Source organism: Brevundimonas intermedia, from assembly GCF_027922165.1.
GTDB lineage: Bacteria > Pseudomonadota > Alphaproteobacteria > Caulobacterales > Caulobacteraceae > Brevundimonas > Brevundimonas intermedia.
Genome location: NZ_BSFD01000010.1, coordinates 171,689 through 190,357 on the forward strand (window position 1 = coordinate 171,689; position 18,669 = coordinate 190,357).

General features: G+C 66.8%; 17 protein-coding genes. 7 read left to right on the forward strand and 10 right to left on the reverse strand.

Translation table 11 applies throughout. The features are described from left to right. Positions 1-11: 11 nt before the first annotated feature. Together PKE72_RS13530 and PKE72_RS13535 are read left to right on the forward strand one after the other, a co-directional pair. On the forward strand, positions 12-1,424 hold the full coding sequence (locus PKE72_RS13530; RefSeq protein WP_271165907.1) for a glycoside hydrolase family 53 protein: 1,413 nt from the start codon (positions 12-14) through the stop codon (positions 1,422-1,424). 217 nt (positions 1,425-1,641) lie between these two features. Then, on the forward strand, positions 1,642-2,268 hold the full coding sequence (locus PKE72_RS13535; RefSeq protein WP_271165908.1) for a TetR/AcrR family transcriptional regulator: 627 nt from the start codon (positions 1,642-1,644) through the stop codon (positions 2,266-2,268). Here PKE72_RS13535 and PKE72_RS13540 read toward each other — a convergent pair. The 3 genes from PKE72_RS13540 to PKE72_RS13550 are packed head-to-tail and all read right to left on the reverse strand — an operon-like array spanning position 2,265 to position 5,186. Next, positions 2,265-3,017, reverse strand: coding sequence for a prepilin peptidase (locus PKE72_RS13540; RefSeq protein ID WP_271165909.1), 753 nt, complete (start codon positions 3,015-3,017; stop codon positions 2,265-2,267). The two genes, PKE72_RS13535 and PKE72_RS13540, sit on opposite strands and share 4 nt — an antisense overlap. A gap of 34 nt (positions 3,018-3,051) precedes the next feature. Next, on the reverse strand, positions 3,052-4,920 hold the full coding sequence (feoB, locus tag PKE72_RS13545) for a ferrous iron transporter B (protein ID WP_271165910.1): 1,869 nt from the start codon (positions 4,918-4,920) through the stop codon (positions 3,052-3,054). Then, positions 4,920-5,186, reverse strand: a complete 267-nt coding sequence (locus tag PKE72_RS13550) for a FeoA family protein (protein WP_271165911.1) — start codon at positions 5,184-5,186, stop codon at positions 4,920-4,922. The genes feoB and PKE72_RS13550 overlap by 1 nt, the downstream gene beginning before the upstream one ends. A gap of 154 nt (positions 5,187-5,340) precedes the next feature. Here PKE72_RS13550 and PKE72_RS13555 point away from each other — a divergent pair, with 154 nt between their 5' ends. After that, on the forward strand, positions 5,341-5,847 hold the full coding sequence (locus tag PKE72_RS13555; protein ID WP_271165912.1) for a c-type cytochrome: 507 nt from the start codon (positions 5,341-5,343) through the stop codon (positions 5,845-5,847). 4 nt (positions 5,848-5,851) lie between these two features. On the opposite strand, the gene PKE72_RS13560 is transcribed toward PKE72_RS13555, so the two are convergent. The 4 genes from PKE72_RS13560 to PKE72_RS13575 all read right to left on the reverse strand — a co-directional run bounded on the left by PKE72_RS13560 (position 5,852) and on the right by PKE72_RS13575 (position 11,830). After that, on the reverse strand, positions 5,852-9,058 hold the full coding sequence (locus PKE72_RS13560) for an efflux RND transporter permease subunit (RefSeq protein ID WP_271165924.1): 3,207 nt from the start codon (positions 9,056-9,058) through the stop codon (positions 5,852-5,854). Continuing rightward, positions 9,058-10,179, reverse strand: coding sequence for an efflux RND transporter periplasmic adaptor subunit (locus PKE72_RS13565; protein ID WP_271165913.1), 1,122 nt, complete (start codon positions 10,177-10,179; stop codon positions 9,058-9,060). Before PKE72_RS13565 ends, PKE72_RS13560 begins: the two co-directional genes overlap by 1 nt. 110 nt (positions 10,180-10,289) lie before the next feature. Further along, the gene (locus PKE72_RS13570; protein WP_271165925.1) at positions 10,290-10,946 is read right to left on the reverse strand and encodes a hypothetical protein; all 657 of its coding nucleotides are present in this window, start codon (positions 10,944-10,946) and stop codon (positions 10,290-10,292) included. Positions 10,947-11,065: 119 nt separating this feature from the next. Then, positions 11,066-11,830 carry a class II aldolase/adducin family protein gene (locus PKE72_RS13575; RefSeq protein ID WP_271165914.1) on the reverse strand — a complete coding sequence of 255 codons (765 nt, stop codon included), beginning with the start codon at positions 11,828-11,830 and terminating at the stop codon, positions 11,066-11,068. A gap of 244 nt (positions 11,831-12,074) precedes the next feature. Here PKE72_RS13575 and PKE72_RS13580 point away from each other — a divergent pair, with 244 nt between their 5' ends. The 3 genes from PKE72_RS13580 (at position 12,075) to PKE72_RS13590 (ending at position 14,513) form a co-directional block, all read left to right on the forward strand. Beyond that, a complete protein-coding gene (locus tag PKE72_RS13580) occupies positions 12,075-13,148 on the forward strand; it encodes a DUF2336 domain-containing protein (RefSeq protein WP_271165915.1) in 1,074 nt (357 codons plus the stop codon). Positions 13,149-13,179: 31 nt separating this feature from the next. Next, positions 13,180-13,971: an NAD kinase gene (locus tag PKE72_RS13585; RefSeq protein ID WP_271165916.1), complete on the forward strand. Its 792-nt coding sequence runs from the start codon at positions 13,180-13,182 to the stop codon at positions 13,969-13,971. A gap of 65 nt (positions 13,972-14,036) precedes the next feature. Continuing rightward, positions 14,037-14,513, forward strand: coding sequence for an Hpt domain-containing protein (locus tag PKE72_RS13590; protein ID WP_271165917.1), 477 nt, complete (start codon positions 14,037-14,039; stop codon positions 14,511-14,513). A gap of 70 nt (positions 14,514-14,583) precedes the next feature. Here PKE72_RS13590 and spbR read toward each other — a convergent pair whose 3' ends face one another. Both spbR and PKE72_RS13600 read right to left on the reverse strand, forming a co-directional pair. Beyond that, a complete protein-coding gene (spbR, locus tag PKE72_RS13595; protein WP_271165918.1) occupies positions 14,584-15,726 on the reverse strand; it encodes a SpbR family protein in 1,143 nt (380 codons plus the stop codon). Between the two features lie 84 nt (positions 15,727-15,810). After that, positions 15,811-16,608 (reverse strand): transglycosylase SLT domain-containing protein, encoded by a 798-nt coding sequence (locus PKE72_RS13600; RefSeq protein ID WP_271165919.1) that lies wholly within the window; start codon positions 16,606-16,608, stop codon positions 15,811-15,813. Positions 16,609-16,785: 177 nt separating this feature from the next. Between PKE72_RS13600 and PKE72_RS13605 the strand changes: the two genes are divergently transcribed. Further along, positions 16,786-17,526 carry a TonB family protein gene (locus PKE72_RS13605; RefSeq protein WP_271165920.1) on the forward strand — a complete coding sequence of 247 codons (741 nt, stop codon included), beginning with the start codon at positions 16,786-16,788 and terminating at the stop codon, positions 17,524-17,526. Here the strand turns inward: PKE72_RS13605 and PKE72_RS13610 are convergent. After that, on the reverse strand, positions 17,523-18,545 hold the full coding sequence (locus tag PKE72_RS13610) for an NAD(P)/FAD-dependent oxidoreductase (protein WP_271165921.1): 1,023 nt from the start codon (positions 18,543-18,545) through the stop codon (positions 17,523-17,525). The two genes, PKE72_RS13605 and PKE72_RS13610, sit on opposite strands and share 4 nt — an antisense overlap. Between the last annotated feature and the right edge of the window lie 124 nt (positions 18,546-18,669).

Below are 18,669 nucleotides of genomic sequence, written 5' to 3' on the forward strand. Positions count from 1 at the left end.
CGGAATCGCCCATGAAGATCCGCCGCATCCTCCTTCCCGCCTTCGCCGCCCTGATGGCCTTGCCCGCGCAAGCCCAGCAGGCGGGCCAGCCGGCGCCGTTCTATTTCGGCGCTGACCTGTCCTATGTGAACGAGATGGAGGACTGCGGCGCGATCTATCGCAAAGACGGCCAGGCTCGCGATCCCTACGGCCTGTTCGCCGAAATGGGGACCAATCTGGTACGCGTCCGGATCTGGCACGACCCTGAATGGACGAACTACAGCGACCTGGACGACGCGCGCGAAACCATCCGGCGCGCTCGTGCGGCGGGCATGGAGGTTCTGCTCGACTTCCACTATTCGGACGACTGGGCTGACGGGGACAAGCAGATCGTACCCAAGGCTTGGCGGTCGATTCGTGACGACACGCCGGCCTTGGCCCAGGCTGTTTACGACTATACGTTCAACACCCTCCGCGCCCTGGACGCCGAAGGCCTGATGCCGGATCAGGTGCAGGTCGGCAACGAGACCAATCCCGAAATGATGGGCGAGGCGGACTGGAAGACCACTCGCCCCGGCATCAACTGGGAACGCAACGCCGCCCTTTTTAACGCCGGCATCAAGGCCGTCCGCGACGCGGGCGCCCAGTCCAGCATCCAGCCCCTGGTCATGCTGCACATCGCCCAGCCGGAGAACGTCGAGCCCTGGTTCGCCGACGCGTGGAAGCACGGCGTCACCGACTTCGACCTGATCGGCGTCAGCTATTATCGCAAATGGTCGACCCAGGGTCTGGATGGACTGGAGCAGACGATCACTCGCCTGCGTCACCGCTATCCGGCTGAGGTGGTGGTGGTCGAAACCGCCTATCCCTTCACGACGGATTCCGCCGACAACTCCCCGAATCTGTTGGGCGAGGACTCACTCCTGCCCGGCTATCCGGCCACCTACGAGGGCCAGCGCCAGTACATGCACGACCTGACCCAGAGGGTGAAGTTCGCCGGCGGCGTGGGCGTGGTCTATTGGGAGCCGGCCTGGGTCTCGACTCCCTGCTCCACCCGTTGGGGCCAGGGCTCAAACTGGGAAAACGCCACCTATTTCGACTGGCGGCGCGGCAACGAGCCGACCCCGGCGGCCTATTTCGCCAAGGAAACCTATCAGGAGCCGGCGCCGATCCAGATCACCGTCCGGCGGCCGCAAGGGGCGACAGGGCCGCTGTGGCTGTGGGGCGACTTCCTGGGCGCCAACGACATGATCGTCAGACTGTCGCCGGACGCGTCGGATCCGACCCTGTATCGCTACACGACGACGATCCGCCCCGACTCGACCGTCCGCTTCCAGGTCTATGACCAGCGCCCCTTCACCAAGGGCCTGATCCAGTCCGGCGATCTGATCCAGGCGACGGTCAGCCGCGAGGGACTGGACGCGTCCTACGACATCGCGCGGTAACCGCAGGGAGCCGCGCATCTGATGCCTCGGCAGGGCCAGCCTTGCCGAGGCTTTGCCGTATCCAGAAGCGAAACAGAAACGACTAAATGCCGACGGCCGCTGGATTTTTCGCCGCCTGTGCAATAACCTGATCCGCTTACGACACAGTTTCGCTTCCGCGTACCGAATGCGGCCGTCTCGAACGTCTCGAGCTCCGCCTTTACCGACCATCGGGGATATGGCCGACAAGACCAACAAGCTGGGCCACAAGATCGGCGCGCGTGGGGGCCGTACCCGCCAGGCGATCCTCGACGCGACCCGGACCCTGCTGAACTCGCGCCATTATGGCGAGATTCGTGTCGCCGACCTCGCCTCCGCAGCGGGCGTGTCGCCCTCTAACTTCTACACCTACTTCAAGACCGTCGAAGAACCTGTGCTGGCGCTGTGCGAAACGGCGGCGACCGATTTTCAGGGTCTCGCCGCCCACTTCCAGGCCGACTGGCCCGGCGACAAGGCCTTCGGCATCGGCCGGGCCTTCATCCTGGACGTCATGGCCATTTGGCGCGACCACGGTCAGGTCCTGCGGGTCGAACATATGTTGGCAGACAACGGCGAGGTCGCTTTCGTCGAGAGCCGGGTCCGACGCCTGCGTCGTCTGCATCTGGCCATCGAACGCCGTGTCGCCCAGGCGCATGCCGCAGGCCTGCACCCCAAGGATTACAATCCTCGCCTGGCTTCCTACCAGATCGCCTCGATCGCCGAGTCCACCGCCGCAAGCTTCGACCTGCTGCGTCGCGCCGACACGCCCGAGGCCATCCTGGACACTGCCGCCATCATCATCGTCAAACTGACGACAGGGCGTTAGAGGCCTAACGGCCCATACAGCCAGGTCAACCAGATCCCAACGGCCAGAAAGACGCCGAACGGCAGCTTGTCGGTCGCGCTGACCGAGCGGCGCACCACCAGTAGGCCGAACACCAGACTAAGCCCTGCGGCCGAGGCCCACAGCAGCACACTGGGCAGGCCGATCCAGCTGACCCAGGCCCCGGCGCCGGCGAACAGATAGGGGTCGCCCCCGCCCAGGCCGTCGCGCTTGCGGACCGCCTTGTAAAGCCAGCCGACCAGCCAAAGCCCGCCGAAACCGACCACCGCCCCGATCAGATGCGACAGGGCGACGTCCCATCCCGTCAGCGCGGCCGCGATCAGACCGGTCGCCGCCAGCGGCCAGGTGAGGACGTCCGGAAGCCAGAAATTCTCGCCATCAATGATGGCGATCAGCAGAAGTTGCCAGCCCAGCACGGCGGTCGCAGCGATCATCAGCCCTGACGATCCGCTGAACCCCGCCCAGACGCCGACCAGGGCGGCCCCCAGTTCGATCAGCGGATAGCGCGGAGAAATGGCGGCGCCGCAACGGGCGCAGCGCGCGCGCAGCACCAGCCAACTGACCAGGGGGACCAGTTCCCAAGGCCGCAGGGGCCGGTCGCAGCCCATGCACCGCGACCGGGCGACGACGATGTCCTCTTCGCGCGGCAGCCGGACGCTGACCGCCGCCAGGAAGCTGCCGATGATGAGGCCCAGAAGGCCCATGACGACGGCGGCGAGGACAGGGCTCATCTGGGGGGTCCGGGCGGTGAATAACCGCCTCCGCTTAGCCGCCCCCGAGCGCCACCGCCACATGATAGGTCGCGAACGACGCCAGATAGGCCAGACCGAACATGTAGACGATCATGATCCAGGTCCATTTCCACGAGTTGGTCTCGCGCTTCACCACGCCCAGGGTCGCCACGCACTGGGGCGCGAAGATGTACCAGGCCAGGAAGGATAGGGCCGTCGCCAGCGACCATTGCGCCGACAGGGTCGAGGCCAGAAGACCTGTCGCATTCTCGGCGTCGGCGATGGCGTAGGTGGTGCCCAGCGCCGCCACGGCGACCTCGCGCGCGGCCATGCCGGGGATCAAGGCGATGACCATCTGCCAGTTGAAGCCGATAGGGGCGAAGATCGGCTCCAACGCCCGCCCGATCATGCCGGCGAACGAATAGTCGATGTCGGGCATCGTCGCGTTCTCGGGCGGATAGGGGAAGGTCGCCAGAACCCACAGCAAGATCACCAGCGGCAGGATGATCCGCCCCGCCCGGTTCAGGAAGATCTTGGCCCGGAGCCATAGGTTGAACAGGACGCTGCGCATATCCGGCGTCTTGTAGGCCGGCAGCTCCATCATGAAGGGCTCGACCGCGCCGCGCCAGAACACCTTACGGATCAGCAGGGACACGACCAGGGCGCTGACGATGCCGGCGGCGTAGAGACCGAACATCACCAGGCCTTGCAGATTGGCGAAGCCCCACACCGTCTCGTTCGGAATGAAGGCGGCGATGATCAGCGTATAGACCGGGATCCGCGCCGAGCAGGTCATCAGCGGCGCGACTAGAATGGTGGTCATGCGGTCGCGCTTTGAATCGATAACCCGCGCCGCCATGACGCCGGGAATGGCGCAGGCAAAGCTGGACAGAAGCGGAATGAAGGCCCGGCCGTGCAGCCCCGCCCCGCCCATGATCTTGTCCATCAGGAAGGCCGCCCGGGCCATATAGCCGAAGTCTTCCAGGGCGATGATGAAGAGGAACAGGATCAGAATCTGCGGCAGGAAAACCAGCACGCTGCCGACGCCGGAGATGATGCCGTCAACGATCAGGCTCTGCAGCAGGCCGTCGGGAATGACCTCCGCGACCAGACCGCCCAGCCAGCCGATGCCGCCTTCGATGCCGTCCATCAGGGGCGCGGCCCAGCTGAAGACGGCCTGGAACATCACAAACAGGATCGCCATCAGGATGATCATGCCGCCGACCGGGTGCAGCAGCACGGAATCGATCCGCCCGGTCAGGGTGTCCGGCCGCTCGGGCGGACGCACGCAGACCTTCATGATCCGCTCGGCCTCGCGGGCGGCGGTGCGCAGTTCGGCGGCGTCGGGGCTGCGCCAGCTGTTCTCGTTCTGGGCGGCCGCCTCTGCCTGAGTTTCAATGGCGGCGACCAGATCGTCGATGCCGCGCTTGCGCGTCGCCACGGTGGTGATGATCGGCACGCCCAACTCGGCGCGCAGCTGCTCCAGATCGATCCGCAGTCCCTGGCGCTGGGCGATGTCGTACATGTTCAGCGCCAGAACCATCGGCCGGCCGACCGCCTTCAGTTCCAGGATCAGGCGCAGGACCAGACGCAGGTTGGTGGCGTCGGCGACGCAGACCACCACATCCGGCGGGGTCTCTCCGGCCAGACGGCCAAGGACGGCGTCGCGCGTGACCTCCTCGTCCGGGCTGCGCGCCCGCAGCGAATAGGTGCCCGGCAGGTCCAGCACCGACAGGGTTCGGCCGGAGGCGGCGCGGATCAGCCCCTCCTTCCGCTCCACCGTGACACCGGCGTAGTTGGCGACCTTCTGGTGGGCGCCGGTAAGGGCGTTGAACAGGGCGGTCTTGCCGCTGTTTGGATTGCCGACCAGGGCGACGCGGGCGGTCTTCAGCGCCATGTCCATCAGACGACGTCCAGCTTAATCGTCAGGCTGGCGGCCTCGTGCCGGCGCAAGGCCACGCGCATGTCGTCCACCTTCATGGCGATGGGATCACGCCCGAACAGCCCTTCGTGCAACAGCTCGATCCTGGCCCCTTCGACGAAACCCAGCTCGAGCAGGCGACGTTCCAGCTCGACCGCCTCAACCTGGTGGTGGCAATGGGCGCCTACTTGAATAATGACGCCGCGATCGCCCCGTCGGGCCTGGCTCAGCTTTATGGTATCGGTCAAATCTCGGCTCGCACGAGCGGGCGCCGCCCCCCGGCGGCCCCGCGTTTCCTTGACACTGATTATCAGGTGCGTGGGGGCCGCGTCCAGCAGGACAGGTTGACCAATTGCCGCGTCTGACATTTGCACTATCACCGGCAGAAAACAGGATACCCCGATGAGCCGTCCCGCCCTCGCCGCTTCCCTGATGCTCACGCTAGCCGCCTGTGGCCAAAGCGAATCTCCCAACACCCCGGCGGGTCAGAAGGCCAAGCCTGAGGCGACGGAGGCTGAAAAGGCGATGCTGCTGGCGGCCCTGCCCGCCCCCTATAACGCCGGGGACCTGGCTAACGGGCGTCGCGTCTTCGCTCGCTGCCGCGCCTGCCACACCATCGGCGAGGGCGCGCCCGATCTGGCGGGGCCGAATTTGTACGGGGTGTTTGGGCGGAAGGCGGGGGATCGCCCGCGCTACAACTATTCGAACACGCTTCGGACGGCTCAGTTTGCCTGGGACGCCCAGACGCTGGATCACTGGCTGGAAAACCCGAAGGCCTTCCTGCCCGGCAACAAGATGACCTTCGCGGGCCTGTCAGACGCGGCCGACCGGCGCGATGTCATCGCCTATCTGAAGGTGGAGACGGGCTTCCAGCCGCAGCCACAGCCGCCGGCGACGCCCGCCTCCTGATCCGTCAGTGCGCGTCGATGGGCTTGGGCCCGCCGTCGCGCTGCTCCTGAGCCTCCCACTCCTCGATCTTGCGGGCGGTCCATTCCGGCGACTTGGTGAAACGCGCCAGCACGGCATAGATCACCGGCACCACGAACAGGGTCAGCACCGTCGCGAAAATGGCGCCGGTGAAGATGACCACGCCGATCGTCTGACGACTGCCCGCGCCCGCCCCCTGCCACAGCACCAGCGGCAGGGCGCCGAAGGCGGTGGCGATGGAGGTCATGATGATCGGCCGCAGACGCAGCGACGACGACTCGATGATCGCCTCGCGGATCGACCGCCCCTGGTCGCGCAGCTGATTGGCGAACTCCACGATCAGGATGCCGTTCTTGGCCGCCACACCGATCAGAATGATCAGGCCGATCTGGCTGTAGAGGTTCAGACTGGACCCCGCCATCAACAGGCCAAACAGCCCGCCCGCCGCCGCCAGCGGCACCGTAAGCATGATGACCGCCGGCGTGATCCAGCTTTCGAACTGGGCCGCCAGCACCAGGAAGACCAGCAGCAGGGCCAGACCGAAGGCCGCCACGACCGCGCCGCCCGCCTCCTGCTGGTCCCGCGCCGCGCCGCCCCACTGGGTGACCACGCCGCCTTGCGGCTGCTTCGCCGCCTCGGCGCTCAGGAACTGCACCGCATCGTCGATGGTCATCCCAGGGTTTAGATCGGCCTGAAGCGAGATGGATCGCTGACGATCCAGCCGGCGACGATCCGGCGTATCGCCCGAGGTCTGGGTCGTCACCACCGCCGACAGAGGCACCAGTTGCCCGGCGCCCGTGGCCACATAGAGCGCTTCCAGATCCGCGACTTCGCGCCGGTTGTCGCGATCCGTCTGCAGGATGACGTCATACTCCTGCCCTCCCTTGATATAGGTGGTGGCGGTTCGCGATCCGAACATAGTCTCCAGCGTCCGGCCGATGGACTGGGACGACACCCCCAGCGCCGCCGCCTTCTGGGGATCGACATCGACCAGCAGGCGCGGCGAGTTCGGCTCATAGTTCAGGCGCGGCCGAGAGAAGCCCGGATTATCCTGAGCCGCGGCCAGAAGAGGCTGAAGCCAGCTGTATATCTGCTCATAGTCCGTGCCCGTGGCGATCAGCTCCACGGAGTTGGAATTGCCGCCCCCACGCTGGAAGGCGCCAGGGGTAGAGGCGTTGACCTGAGCATCGGTCTGGCCGCGCAGCGTGCCGTTCAGCTCCTGGGCGATTTCGGCAGCCGATCGGTCGCGCTTGGACCAGTCTGACAGGACCAGGACGCCGTTGCCGGAGTTGAAGCTGCCGCCGCCGAAACCGGGGGCGGAAACCAGATAGGAGTCCGCCTCCCCGCTGGCCTTGTAGTCCGCCAGCAGCGGCTCGAGCCCCATCATGATCTTTCGAGTATAGTCAAAGCCCGCGCCTTCGGGCCCGGCGACGCGAACTTGCACCCGCCCGCGATCTTCGTCCGGCACCAGCTCGTTGGGCAGGATCAGGAAGATGCCCCCCGCGCCCGCCGCCACCAGGGCGATCAGGGCGCCCACGCCGATGACGGCGATGCGCCGCCCGAGCATCATGTCCAGCGAACGCGCATAGGAGGTCTTCAGCCCATCCATAGCCCAGTCGACCCGCCGCGCCAGCCAGCCGCCGCTTTGCGCCGGCTTCAGGATCTTGGACGCCAGCATGGGCGACAGGCTGAGCGCCAGGAAGGCCGAGAAGGCCACCGCCGCAGCAATCGCCGCCGCCAACTCGACGAACAACCGGCCGACATAGCCGGGCAGGAACAGCAGCGGCGCAAACACCGACAGCAGGACGATGGTCGTCGCGACCACGGCGAAGAAGACCTGACGCGCGCCCCGCTCGGCCGCGACCAGCGGCGGTTCGCCATGATCCAGCCGCCGCTGGATGTTCTCGACCACCACGATGGCGTCATCGACGACCAGGCCGATGGCCAGCACCAGGGCCAGCAGGGTCAGCAGGTTCAGCGAAAAGCCCAGGGGCGCCAGGACGATGAAGGTCGCCAACAGGCAGATGGGCGCCACGATCGACGGGATCAAAGCGGCCCGCAGACTGCCCAGGAAGATGAAGTTCACCAGGGCCACCAGCGCCATGGATATGCCGATGGTGATCCAGACCTCGTCGATGGCGTGCGACGTGAAGACGGAGTTGTCAGACCCGATTTCCAGCGTCACGCCAGGCGGCAGGCTGGGACGGATCTCGTCGATCATCTTATGAACGCCGTCCGAGATTGCCAGGTCGTTCGACTGAGCCTGGCGGGTCACGGCCAGACCGATCTGGTCCATGCTGTTGCCACGGAACAGACGACGATCCTCTTCCGGCGCCTCTTCCACCCGGGCGATGTCGCCCAGACGCGTCACATAGGTCGGCTGACCCTGGATGATGGCCGAAGAGCCGCTGCCCGTTCCGGTGGCGACCGAAGCCGACGCCGAGGCCGATCCCCGCGTGCCAATGGGCAGTTGCCGGAAATCGTCGGGCCGGGCGTAGGTGCGAGCCACGCGGACCGTATAGTCCTTGTCGGTCGATTCCAGAGATCCTGCCGGCAGTTCGACGTTCTGGCTGGTCAGCGCTGTCTCGACATCGGTGACCGTCAAACCGCGCGCCGCCAGGGCGGCCGGATCCAGCCATATCCGCATCGAATAGCGCTGCTCGCCATAGATATTGACCTGGGCCACGCCGGGCACAGTCGCCATCCGGTCCACCAGATAGCGGTCGGCATAGTCGGTCAGTTGCAACCGGTTCATCGTCGTGGAGCGCAGGAAGACGATGATGATCGGCTGGCTGTCGGAATCCGCCTTGGCCACCTCCGGCGGGTCGGCCTGGTCCGGCAGACGCCCCACCACACGGCTGACGCGGTCGCGCACGTCATTGGCGGCATCATCGATGTTCCGGTCCAGCGAGAACTCGATATTGACGTTCGAGCGGCCGTCGCGGCTGGTCGAGTTGATACGTTCGACGCCCTGGATGCCGGCGATCTGCTGTTCGATCGGCTCCGTGATCCGGCTCTCGATCACCTCGGCCGAGGCGCCGGCATAGCTGGTGTTGACCGAAACGATGGGCGGATCCACGTCGGGCAGTTCACGCACGGGCAGGAAGAAGAATGCGGCGGCCCCGATGACGCACAGGACGATGGCGGCGACGGCTGCAAAGACCGGGCGCCGAACCGAAACGTCGGACAGCATCATCGTGCGGCGCTCTCAGCGGCCTGGGCGCCCCGAGCCCCTTGCCCGCGTCCGGCGACGCTGACGGGCGCGCCGGGCTGGATGCGATTCAGGCCCGAACCGACGATGCGGTCGCCGATCTCAAGACCCGACAGGATTTCGACGAAGCCGTTCTCGACCACGCCGGTATCGACCTCCACACGCTGGGCCGTGGAGCCCTGAGCCCCCGCGGCGATGCGATAGACGAAGGCGCCCTCGCCCTCATACTGAACGGCAGACTCCGGCGCCGCCGGCGCCTGGCGTTGTCCCTGCTGCACCGCAACTCGCAGCAGCATGCCGGGGCGGATTCGGCCGCCGGGATTGGGGAATTCCGCGCGGGCGGTTGCGGCGCGGGTAGTTTCGTTCACCCGCGTATCAATCAACGCGATCCGGCCCTGGAACGGCGTGTCGCCATAGGCGTCGGCGGTGGCGGTGATCGACGCCCCGGCGCGCAGCACATTCAGATAACGCTCGGGCAATGGGAAATCGACGCGAATGGTCGATGTGTCGTCCAGAGTCGCAATAACCGCACCCGGATTAATCAGGGTTCCGGGCGTCACCGTCGTCAGGCCCAGGGTCCCGGCAAAGGGCGCGCGAATGATGCGGTCACCCCGCCGCGCCTGCGCCGCCTCCAGTGAGGCGCGCGCCGTCGCCAGCGCCGTCTCCGCCTGTTCCAGCAGCACCTGAGGCGCGATCCCTCGATCCGCCAGCGCCTTGTATCGATCACGCTCGCGCTGCGCCTGAGCGACGTTGGCGCGGGCTTCTATTATATCCGCATCTTCTTCTCGCGCCTGCAACTCGACCAGCGGTGCGCCCGCCGACACCGTCTGCCCGTCCGTGAACAGGACCCGGGTGATCAGCTCAGTGGTCGATGAGGTAATATTGACGGACCTCTGGCCCCGCGCGACGCCAAGCACCCGGATCTGGTCCGAGAACTCGCGTTGGGACACGGTCGCTTCGGACACCTGCTGCCCGCCCCGGCGTCCGCCGCCCGGCCCGCCGGCGGCCTCATCGTCGGCGAACGCCACCTTCAGCACGGCGGCGAGAACCATCAGCCCCAACAGCACAGCTGCGGCGATCAGGAAGAAGTGGCGTCTTATCACGCAACGGACTTTCGATTCAGAGGACGCGCACGCTTAGCGGCTTCTCCACCGTGCGCAAGATTACCTATTGGTAACGTCGTGTACGACGAATTCCGTCGCACAGATGACGATCAAAATCTGCGCCAGATCGCCACAACCGGTCCCTGCGCGATAGCCGTCTCCCGGCCCGCCACCGTCTGTCGCCAGCCCGCCTGCACGCTCCAGTCGCCGAAGTCGCGCGTCACCGAGGTTTCCAGCGACAACCACCGCGCCCCGCCGTCGGCCGCGCCGCCGAAAGCCTGCCCCAACACCAGCCAATCCCGCCCGATTCTGCCGCCGATCGTAGCGTCCAAGCGGGTTTCATGGGGTAGACCGTCGCGCACACGCCGCGCCGCCTGCACTTCGACGAATGATCGATCCATACCCCAGCGCCCCCCGACGGCGCCCAGCGACCGACCGACGGATAGGCGCGCCTCCCAGTCGTGCTCGCCGACACCGGGCGCAGCGTAGCCGGCGTTCCGCCCTTCTCCAGCCAAGGCGTAGCCGCCGTACAGGCTGACGGCATTGTGATCGTCGCGCCAGACCTGCCAGGTCGCCCCGACCTCGATCGGCCCCCGGCCATCGTAATCGACAAAGGCGTCTTTCCCCTGTTGCCAGTCGGCCTTCAGTTGAAGGGTCAGCCGGTCGTTCACGCCGTACTCGGCGAACAGTCCCGCCGTCCGGTCTGTTCGATCCACGCCTAGCGGCTGCGTCTCGCCGGCGGGATCAAACCCGCTGTCAGCGCGCATGGCATCGTATTTGGCGATGACCTGTCCCTGCCCCTTTGGCTGGGTCCAAGCCCCGGCTGAGGCGGTCGTGGCCTGGCCGATAAGGGCGACCGCCAGCACGGCGACCGCCCCCGTCTGGCCTAAGAGTCGTAGCCCGGCGACTTCCGATCCAGTTGCCGCAAGGCCCCCGGCCAGGCGAGCGCCGAGATGAAGCCGATCCCCCGCCCCTGTTCCTTTGTCTCCGCCTGGGCGTGATCCGGGGCGATCAACACATGTTCGCGCCCGCCGGCCAGGGCGGCCACCTGCTGCGCGCAGGCCCTCTCGAGGAAGAATATCCCGATCCATGCCTGCGCCGCCGTCTCCCCGACCGCGAGCGTGCCGTGATTTCTCAACAGCATCAGCGGCTTGTCCCCCAGGTCGGCCACCAGACGTTCGCGCTCGTCATGGTTCAGAGCCAATCCCTCATACCCATGATACGCAACTTGATGCTGTAGTAAACACGCGTTCTGGCTGATCGGAAGCAGGCCATGCTGCTGCGCCGCCACGCCCACGCCGCTGACGGTGTGCAAATGGATCACGAACTTCGCATCCTCGCGCGCCGCATGGACCGCCGAATGGATGGTGAAGCCCGCCGGATTGATAAAGTTGGTCGTCTCCTGAACGATGTTCCCGTCCAGATCGACCTTCACCAGGGACGAAGCGGTGATCTCCTCGAAATAATAGCCGTAGGGGTTGATCAGGAAATGATGCTCAGGCCCCGGCACGCGGGCGGATATGTGGGTGAAGATCATGTCGTCCCACCCGTTCAGCGCCACGAGGCGGTAAAGGGCGGCCAGTTCGACACGAACCTGCCACTCGGCTTCGGACACACGGGTTTTCAACGCGGGGCTGGCGCCATCGGCCATGGTGTTCCTCCTAGGTTCAACGCGCCTCTGACGGGCTTTGCCCGACCGTCCTCCGGCATCCGCCGTCCGTCAAGCGGGCGAACCAAGACGGCGACGTTAACCTTCGCCTTTCAGCTTCCGTTAACCGCACCTTCACGACACGGATTCTAATGTGCTGGGTGTGAGCTTACTGCGTCCGGGAGTCGCCGTGTCCGCTGCCCTTCGAATGCCGATATCCGCAGCGGTTGCGACTGACTTTTCCGCGATGGACCTTCTCGATCTGGCGCGCAGCAAGGCCCCTGATGACCGCCTGCGTCTTCTCTCCGGCGTCATCCGTCTCTGCGAAGCCGCCTCACCGTCCACACCCATGCCGCCCGTGCTCGGCGAGATATTCCTGACCCTGGCCGGCCAGGCCGAGCGGGACATTCGCCAGCAGCTTTCCGAACGGCTCGCCTCAGTCGACTGGGCGCCCGTCGCCCTGATTGAAATGCTGGCGTTGGACGAGATCGATATCGCCGCGCCGGTCATCGCCGCCAGCCCCGTGCTGAACGACGCCGCCCTGATCCGGGTCCTCGTCGAGACCACGCTCGAGCATCAGATCGCCGTCGCCCGCCGCCCCCACCTCTCGGGCGGCGTCGTGGACGCCATACTGGACCAGGCCGATCCGATCACCATGACCGCCCTGGCCTCGAACCGCAGCGCCGATATCGGCGAGGCGGCGATGCACCGTCTTGTCGAGCATTCCCGCCGCGTCGCCGGCCTGCGCGCGCCCCTTACCCGTCACCCCCGCCTGAGCGAATCCCTGGCCCACGAGCTCTACCAATGGGTCGGTCAGGCGCTTCGCCAGTCGATCGGCGAGCGATTCGAAATCGATGACCGCCTTCTGAACGCCGCCGTGCGCGCCGCTTCCGCCAGCGCCGCCCGCCATCCCACCTGGCGGCCGATCCCTAACGAACGCAGACTTGAAGATCGCGAGCGCCAAGAGATGGAGCGTCGACTGATCGAGAAGTTGCAGACGGCGGGGCAACTCCGCCCTGGCATACTGATCCGCGCCCTGCGTGAACACCGTCTCGGCCTGTTCGAGCTGGCCCTGGGTCAACTCGGAAACTTCACCCCGACCCAGGTCCGCAGCGCCGTCTATGCGCCGACCGCCGAGCCCCTGTACCTCGCCTGCCTCGCCGTCGGCCTGGACAAGGCCGTCTTCCCCTCCCTGCTGGCCGAGGTCCGCAAGCTGGCCGACGGTCTGCCCGGCGACGGCGGCTGGACCACGACGCCGATGAACAGCCATTCGGCGGCTCGCGCCTTTCGTCAGATGATGGAAAACACCGCGACCGTTTGACTTCGCGGTCAAGCTGGGGCTCACGTTCGACGTGACCCAACCCTCCTCCGTCCCCGCTCCGGCCCCAAGCCTGGCCTTCACCGCCAGCGACCGCCCTGAGGCCCAGGCGGCGCGCAAGGTCTTGATCGCACGCTATGGTGCAGTGACTGAGGAAGAGGCCGACGTCATCGTCGCCCTGGGCGGCGACGGACAGATGCTGGAGACCCTGCACGCCAATCTTCGTCGTCGCACCCCCGTCTACGGAATGAACCGCGGATCGGTTGGCTTCCTGATGAACGACTATGACGAAGACGACTTGATCGCCCGCGTCGTCGCCGCCGAACGCACCGTCATCCACCCGCTCCAAATGGACGCCTGGACCGAAAGCGGCGAAGTCCACACCGGCCTGGCCATCAACGAGGTCTCCCTGCTGCGCCAGACGCGCCAGAGCGCCAAGCTGAAGATCACGGTCGACGATCGCGTTCGACTGGACGAGTTGTCCTGTGACGGCTGCCTGGTGGCGACGCCGGCGGGATCTACGGCCTATAATCTGTCGGCCCATGGCCCGATCATTCCTCTGGACGCCCGCATACTGGCCCTGACCCCGATCAGCGCCTTCCGTCCCCGCCGCTGGCGCGGCGCCCTGCTGTCCCACGGCGCCAAGGTGCGGTTCGACGTCTTGGAGGCGGACAAACGCCCGGTCTCCGCCACCGCCGATAATTTCGAGGTCCGACGCGTGTCGCGGGTCGAGGTGCGCGAACGGCGCGACGTCGCCCTAACCATGTTGTTCGACGCAGGCCGATCCTTCGACGAACGGGTCATGACCGAGCAGTTCACCAACTGACGCCCGCTATACGGCTTCTTAAGGCGGCAGGGCTAAGCTCTGCCCAAATTCTATGGAGGTCCGCCATGAGCGATCCGGCGAACGTCAAGCCCACCACACAATCTCTTCGCCCCAGGATGGGGGGTGGGTTCGGCATCAACGCCGACGCCATCGCTCGGGCTGAAGAAGCGCTGAAGGCGATGTCTGCCCAGTTCGGCCAGTGGCTCAACGACGAGATCGTCAAACTGGACCAGGCCCAGGCCGACATCCGAGAGAAGGGTCTGACGGCCGAGACGGCGGAAGCCCTCTATTTCCGCGCCCATGATCTGAAGGGCCTGGGAACCACCTACGAATATCCACTGGTGACCCGTATCGCCGGCTCGCTGTGCCGGTTGCTGGACGACGCTACGGCGCGGACGGAAGCGCCGCTGACTATCGTTCATGCCCACGTCGATGCGATCCGCTCCGTGGTCCGCGACCAGATCAAAACCGACGAAAACCCCACCGGCCGCGTCCTGGCCGAGTCCCTCGAAGCCGAGGTCTCTCAGCACAAGTCCCGCTGATCCTTCCGGTCGAACACAGCAAAGGGGCTCGTCTGCGGACGGCCCCTTTTTTGCCGCCCGACGCGGCGGTTCAGGCTGCGGAGGCGGCCATCTGCGTCGGACGCATCGGCGCCTGGTCCAGCCGCTCCATCAGATAGGCCAGATCGTCGCGCGGCACGTTCGGCCGCTGGGTCAGGAACCGCTCCAGCATCCGCTGGCGGAAGACGTCGCTCGACGTATCCACCCCCTCGGCGGACAGGGCCCGCCAAGTGTCGACGCCGGCGCGGAAAGCCTGGAACAGACGCGGCGGCAAACCGGCCCGGTCATAGATGGCCTTCAGCCCCAACGGTCCGGCGTCATGGATCATCAACCAGGCCCGATGGTGCGGCGTCGCCGCCAGCTCGGCCAGGCCATGTTCCAGCATCGTCATCTGCCCGCGCGCCAAGCCGCGCAGCAGAAGCGAAGCGTTCAAGACTTTACGCAAATTCAGCTGCGCCATGAAGGCCGGCAGGTCGGCGCTGGACGCCGCCTGTTCAACCAGATCGATCGTGGCCCGCTCACGCGAATATTGCGCCAGTCGAATGGCCGTCTCGGGCGCCACCGCATGGCGCGAGACCAGATGTTCCCGCACCGTCTCACTGGCCAGCTCGATCAGCCGCTCCGTGATATGGAGCGGCAGGACCTGACGATAGGCGACGGCGGCGACCACCTCGCCCGACTCCGGGAAACGATCCACGATCACGCCCAGGGCGCGTTCCGACAAATCGGCGTTGTCATTGGCCGCCAGAACCCTGACGGCTTGTTCATTCCCCTCGTCGGCCAAGGCCTGGGACACGTCGCGGGACACGCTCGGCCGTCCAGCGACCGCAATCTGGCGCAGGGCTGAACCGGCGCGCACGATCTCGATCAGGTCGTCGTCGCTCAGCGCCGGCGAGGCGCCGATGATCGGCAGGGCGATACTGTCCAGATCCGCCGCCAAACGTCGCGCCACATCATTGGGTATCAGGTCCGAGGATTTGAGCGTCACGGCCATGGCCCGACGCACCAGTTCGGCCGCGTCATTGGCCAGCAGACGCACGATCTTCTGCGCCGCCTCCCGCTCGCGGTCGTCCAGCTCGGCCCGATCCATGTTGCGGCACAGCTTGTGGGCGGCCTCGGCGCGCTCGTCCTCGTCCACCGCCTTGACCAAGCGTTGGATGTCCATTTCGGTGAGGCGGGCGCGGAAGGCGGTCATGGACGGCTCGTCAGGGAATCGGGCTTGCCGACATCATGACCCTGCCATGCTTAACGGTCGGTTTACCATCGACGCCGGTCGATCTCAGATCGAATCCTTGCCGGTGGGCGAAAACGCCCCGCCGAACCCCGTCCCTGACGATCCGTCCTGTCCCAGCAACAGGGCCAGAAGCCCCTGTTCCTGCTTCAGACGATCCAGCCGCGCGGCCAGGGCCTGATCGCGATCGCTCAGCTCAGGCGAAGGCGCGCGGGTCTCGCCGATTCCGGCCGCCGGCGCGCCATTGCCGGCGGTGCGCTGCAGATTGGCGTGGACCTCGGCGACCGTGGCTGCCCGGCCGTCCTTGTAAAAGATGCTGCGATTGGCCCGCGCCGCCTCGGGAAACAGCGCGACGGCGCTGCCGCCGGGATTGCGGTCCATCGCCGTCATCAGACTGGCCGCGCCGGCCGGGCCCAGGAAATGCGCGGCGTAAAGATCCCCCGCCCCCGGCTCCTTGCCGGTGCGACCGCGCAGATAGGCGGCGTTCGACGCCGTCAGCTCCGCCGCCATGGTCGAGGCCGCATGGGGGTCGAACCTCAGGTCCAGCACCACATTGCGCGCCGATCCCTCGACCCGCCAGCGCCCGTCCGATCCCTTGTGGATCAGGTCGGCATACTGGCCATAGCCGTGCTGGGCGCCGTGCTGTTTGACGGTTCCTAGCCAGGTCTGTTCGATGAACTGAAACAGGCCCGCCGCCGACGAGGTCGGCGCCTTGGCCGACGGATTCATCGCGCTCTCGCGACGCGCCGTCTTGATCAGAAAATCATAATCCACGCCCACGGCGGTCGAGGCGCGCCGGATGGCCGCTTCTACGCCGCCTGAAGATGGAATCGCTCGGATGCCCATGACAGGCGAAGCCTCGTCGAACGTGGTTAATCAATCCTTAATCGTTAACGGCCGCGTTAACCAGACTTGGGGATCGACGTTGGTCGAGCCGCGAAACCTCGCCGCAAACTCGCCACAAGCTGAGCGCTCACTTTCGGTTACGGGCGCTGCGGGGGCGGTGAACGAGGGAGTGTCGAGATGATGATCCGTGCCGCCGGAGGCCCCGGCGCAATCAGCCCCATCGACTTTGGGGAACGCAGAAAACCTTTGCCGCGCTGGATGTGGGCCGCCATCGGCCTGTCCGTCGTCGCCCATGTCGGGGTGGGGGTGGCGCTCTATAACCAGCGGTTCCAGTTGGACCAGCAACTTCCCCAAGGCGTCATCGAAGACCCTATTGTCGATATCTTCGTCGAGCGACCGAAGCCCAAGCCCCTTCCCCCGTCTCAGAAGACCGCCGCGCCGCCGACGCCGATCCACGACCCCATCCTCAAGGCGCCGCCGACCGTCGAGACCTTGCCTTTGACGCCGCCGGACAAGACCGCCGAGACGGCGCCGACCGGACAGGTGCTCGTCAGCACGGCCCCAACGGGCGTCGAGGGTGGAACAGCCACGACTGAGACGCCGCCCATCCGCGCCGTCTCGGTCATCAACAATCCGACCTGGGCCAGCCGTCCCTCTGAGGCGCAAATGGCGCGCGCCTATCCGACGAGGGCGGCCGACAGCGGCCTGTCCGGCGCGGCCAGCCTGTCCTGCACCGTCCGCATCGACGGCGGCCTGACCGCCTGCCGCGTCGCCGACGAAACGCCCAGGGGCCAGGGCTTCGGCCGCGCGGCCATGAGCCTGACGCGCGACTTCCGCATGAACCCCCGCACAGTCGATGGCCGCGCGGTGGACGGGGCGACGGTCAACTTCACCGTCCGCTTCGCCATGGCGGATTAAAAGCGTCGAGGATCGAGGGCGCGGGCTTCCGGCGACGGCGTCCGCCCCTCGATCGCATCGGCGACCACGCTCGCGACCAGCGGCCCCAGCAGCCAGCCGTTGCGACGCGGCGCCAGGGCCAGGAACAGCCCCTCCCCGTCCGGCGCAGGTCCGGCAATGGGCAGACCGTCCGCCGAGGCGCCGCGCACACCGGCGCGCCATTCGATGTTCAGGGGTTCCGGCGCACGGCCGAGCACCCGCCAGGCGGCCTCGGTCAGTCGCTCGCCCACGGCCGCATCGGGGGTCGTATCGCGCCGCCCCGGTTCCATGGTCGCCCCGATCACCGCACCGCCCGTCATCGGCGCCACATAGGCCCCCGGCCCGCGCACAGCGTGCGGCGTCAGTTCCCGCGCCGCGACGCCGATCTGCCCCCGGATCGGCTGGACCCCGTCCACCAGGATCCGTGTCGCGTCGGGCGTCCCGGTTACAGCCGCCGCCGTTCCCGTCGCCAGAACGACCGCCGACGCCGCCAGCGTCCGGCGGTCCAAATCGACCTGCCACTCGTCCCCAACCTGGCGAAGGCCGGTCACGCGTCCCTCAATGATCGCGCCGTCCGGGGCCTCGCCCACGGCCCCACTAAGGGCGGCCATCGCCTGGTCCGGCTCGATCTGACAGTCTTCGTCCGTCACCACCCGATCCCCCTCGCGCCGGGCGGAGAAACACAGGGCCGTCAGACGCGCCGCGATGGCGTCCACGTCGCCGCCGCGCCACTCGGCCGGACGGCGCGTCAGGGCGACGCCTGAGGCGGCCGCAAAGGCCGGCCAAAGGTCACGACCCGCGCGGAACAGAGCCGCCCTGTCCGGCGAGACGTCGTCGATCGCCGCCTCCATCGCCGGGGCCACCATGCCGGCCGCCACGCGCGAGGCGTTGGGACCGCCGGGATCGACCACGGTCACCCTATGGCCGCGCCGCTTCAGTTCAAACGCCGTACTCAGGCCCAGCACGCCGGCGCCCACGATCACGATGGTAGGGGAAGACATCACCGACTCCAGATCGACCCGCGCCGCCCCGAATGCAAGCCGCCGCCCCAGGACCTTTCGTCCTACGCCCACGGCAAAACGGCCCCCGGATGTCTCCGGGGGCCGTTCTGTTACGCAACTCTGT

Coding starts and splice junctions, on each gene's coding strand:
- PKE72_RS13530 (WP_271165907.1), top strand. CDS start 12: ATGAAGATCCGCCGCATCCTCCTTCCCGCCTTCGCCGCCCTGATGGCC.
- PKE72_RS13535 (WP_271165908.1), top strand. CDS start 1,642: ATGGCCGACAAGACCAACAAGCTGGGCCACAAGATCGGCGCGCGTGGG.
- PKE72_RS13540 (WP_271165909.1), bottom strand. CDS start 3,017: ATGAGCCCTGTCCTCGCCGCCGTCGTCATGGGCCTTCTGGGCCTCATC.
- feoB (WP_271165910.1), bottom strand. CDS start 4,920: ATGGACATGGCGCTGAAGACCGCCCGCGTCGCCCTGGTCGGCAATCCA.
- PKE72_RS13555 (WP_271165912.1), top strand. CDS start 5,341: ATGAGCCGTCCCGCCCTCGCCGCTTCCCTGATGCTCACGCTAGCCGCC.
- PKE72_RS13560 (WP_271165924.1), bottom strand. CDS start 9,058: ATGCTGTCCGACGTTTCGGTTCGGCGCCCGGTCTTTGCAGCCGTCGCC.
- PKE72_RS13570 (WP_271165925.1), bottom strand. CDS start 10,946: ATGCGCGCTGACAGCGGGTTTGATCCCGCCGGCGAGACGCAGCCGCTA.
- PKE72_RS13575 (WP_271165914.1), bottom strand. CDS start 11,830: ATGGCCGATGGCGCCAGCCCCGCGTTGAAAACCCGTGTGTCCGAAGCC.
- PKE72_RS13580 (WP_271165915.1), top strand. CDS start 12,075: ATGGACCTTCTCGATCTGGCGCGCAGCAAGGCCCCTGATGACCGCCTG.
- PKE72_RS13590 (WP_271165917.1), top strand. CDS start 14,037: ATGAGCGATCCGGCGAACGTCAAGCCCACCACACAATCTCTTCGCCCC.
- spbR (WP_271165918.1), bottom strand. CDS start 15,726: ATGACCGCCTTCCGCGCCCGCCTCACCGAAATGGACATCCAACGCTTG.
- PKE72_RS13600 (WP_271165919.1), bottom strand. CDS start 16,608: ATGGGCATCCGAGCGATTCCATCTTCAGGCGGCGTAGAAGCGGCCATC.
- PKE72_RS13605 (WP_271165920.1), top strand. CDS start 16,786: ATGATGATCCGTGCCGCCGGAGGCCCCGGCGCAATCAGCCCCATCGAC.
- PKE72_RS13610 (WP_271165921.1), bottom strand. CDS start 18,545: ATGTCTTCCCCTACCATCGTGATCGTGGGCGCCGGCGTGCTGGGCCTG.